At 66.7% G+C, this 2,525-nt stretch carries 3 protein-coding genes; all 3 read right to left on the bottom strand.

Translation table 11 applies throughout. The features are described 5' to 3' along the window. Positions 1-183 (bottom strand): hypothetical protein (locus tag FV220_RS25900; RefSeq protein ID WP_210245977.1); only part of this gene is annotated, 183 nt, incomplete at its 3' end. Positions 184-1,327: 1,144 nt separating this feature from the next. Continuing rightward, on the bottom strand, positions 1,328-1,792 hold the full coding sequence (locus tag FV220_RS24780; protein ID WP_147833562.1) for a hypothetical protein: 465 nt from the start codon (positions 1,790-1,792) through the stop codon (positions 1,328-1,330). A gap of 296 nt (positions 1,793-2,088) precedes the next feature. Next, entirely contained in the window at positions 2,089-2,511 is a 423-nt protein-coding gene (locus FV220_RS24775; protein ID WP_147833561.1) for a hypothetical protein, read from the bottom strand. Positions 2,512-2,525: the final 14 nt, after the last annotated feature.

Genomic DNA, 2,525 nt, shown 5'->3' with positions numbered 1-2,525 from the left:
GGCGGGGGCCGCGTCGCGGTCGAGGCGGTCGAGGAGGGCGTCGGCGACGAAGTCGGCCACCGGCACCTTCCGAGCCTCAGCGGCGAGGCGAACGGCGAGGCCGAGGTTCGTCGGAACCCTGACGTTTAATCGCCCAGCAGCGGCCAGATCAGCGTGGGAGAGGGAGGAGGGCGGCTTCGTCATGACGACAAAATGCACCGCCGGCCGGCTCACCGTCCTAGGGCAGAAACCGCAAAAACCATTATGTCGCGCACGCGCGACGGAGAGGGGCCTTCCGATTTTCCGGAAGGCCCCTCTATCCTTACGGCTGCGCCGCCAGGCCTGCCTTCCAGGCATCAACGGCGGCAAGGTCTACTTCCCAGCGTCCCCCAACCTTCCAGGCCCAGCCAAGCGGCTTTCCGCGCCGGATCAGTGTGTCGACGGACCTTCCGACGCGCCTAGCTGCAATACCGATCTCTACGCCCCTGCGAGGGGCCGCTACGGCGGTGTCGGGAGCATCGTCAGGGAGGCGGGCGAGCTGGCGAACGAGACGGCGGTGCTCGGCTCCAACGGCATCCATTTGGACTTGGGTTGCATGAATGCGGTCGATCAACGCTTTTCGGTCGAAACGAGGGGCCACCATCATGCGGCCCTCCCGAAGAGAGGCTGGCTGGCGGCGGGCGTGTGAAACGAAATTAGCATTTCGAGGGACCCAAAAACGCGCAAATGCCGGGCTGCGCATGCACCGCGGCTTCGTCGCAGGCTCGTACGGTCCCTTGATCGATCCAGCGGCCCGTGGACGGGCACGACCCCGCAGTCCGGCCCGAGGGAGCCAACAGCCGCCCGCGCCCGTCCACGCCCGCGCCAGCCCATCTCAGAGCGCGGCCGGAGAGGGCAGGGCGACGGAGAAATGCAGGACGGGGGTGTCGTCGTAGATGTAGACGCACACCTCTCCGTGATCTCGACGCCAATCTCGCGGCCTCTTTGGACGGTGGTGCGGGCATCGAGGGCAGGACGAGGCGAGGGGAGCAGGCGCCACCGTGAGGGGTCGGTCGCTCGCGTGTCCCCCCAGGGACCGAGAGCGGGCGAGCGATCCCGCCTCGCATGCACGCGGAAGTGAGATACAAGGGTGTCTATATGAGCACCCAGCGCGGCAGGAAGCACCGCCGAACGTCCAGCCGAGAGAACGTCCGTGGTTTGCCGCGCGCTACCCGTGTCCCTTCCCGACGAGATGCCGGGGATCGTCGGCTGAGCGCCGACCCCGTCAAGCCAGGGCGAAGGTGCTTGCATTGAAAATGTACCGAGAGACAGAAAGAGTATCGGCGACATTTCCGGGGCATCCGTCTCGTCAGCGTGCCGCATGATGGGCCTCCCGAGCACGCTTCACATGAACCGCCCGTTCTTCCGGGGGGAGGCGTTTGAACGTCCATTCGGACATGCCGAGACCGACCCAAGGGACGAGCCGGGCGATAGACATTTCCCTCGGGGTCTTGGTGAGGCCGGCAGCGTGGCGCTTCGCCTTAAGCGCTGCGGCCTTGCGCTTGCGGACGTGTGCGGTGTGGCGGCGCTTGGTCCAGCCGGCAGGCAGCACGTGCGTCAGGCCAAGGCGGGTGTAGCGCTCAACGGTGAGCCCGAGCCGCGCGCCGATGTCGGCCGACGAGTAGCGCGGCGGCGCCGGAAGAACGCGCCGACATGCGTCCTCGATGTCGGCCGGGGTCAGGCGCGGCGTGTTGAGCCGAGCCCATTCCGCCAGGACGAAGGCGAAGGTCTCAGGGGAGGTCGCGAGATGCACATGCACCAGCACTTCGTCCAACCAGACCGTCGCGTCGTCCGTGATGCAGGGACCACCACACACGTCGCGGAGGATGGCCGTGATCTCGGCCCGGCGCTTCCTCGCGACGATGAGGGCCGGGCCACGCGGAGCCGTTCCCCGTGATGGGGCCTGTTCGGCAACCTTTGCTGGTGCTACAGGTTTCGTGTTAGCAGTTCGGCTTGGGTGGGGACCCGGGGCGTGCTGTTCTACGCGTGAAAATTGACGGCCCTGCAGTTGCCACTGCGGGGTCGTTCCGTTTTCAGATCGAACAACTGCGCCCTGTAAAAGGGCTGCTTTCATAGAACTCCTGCCTCTTTGTGTGCGTCATCAATCCGCTTGATAACGGCATGGTGAAGTAGTGTGCGGGCACATAACCAAGCGGATTGCTTGGGAATACCTTGGCTGATCAGCTTCCTATGAAGCTCTGCCGTCTCCCGGGCGCAGGCCTTGTTGAGGTCCGCCGCGTATCCGTGCGGCAAGCGCTCCGTGACCTCGGCGACGAGGCGTCCGTTGACGTGGAGGGGGAAGGCCAACACGGCGCCGAGCAGCAGGTCCCGGGTCGGCCCCACGCGATCCCGCACAGGGGCCGGGGAGCGGCGGGCGCCTCCCAGGCGACCCGAAGCGGCGAGCGCGGCCGGTGACGGCTTCTTCGCCTTCTTCGGGGGCTTTGTCGGGATCGGGGGCAGCGGCAGGCCGGCCACGTCGAACAGGTCCGTCATCGAGCGCTACCGGC

This window comes from Methylobacterium sp. WL19 (genome assembly GCF_008040005.1).
Taxonomy (GTDB): domain Bacteria; phylum Pseudomonadota; class Alphaproteobacteria; order Rhizobiales; family Beijerinckiaceae; genus Methylobacterium; species Methylobacterium bullatum.
The sequence above is the reverse complement of the archived record's forward strand: the minus strand, read 5'-3'. Positions and strand labels throughout refer to the sequence as shown.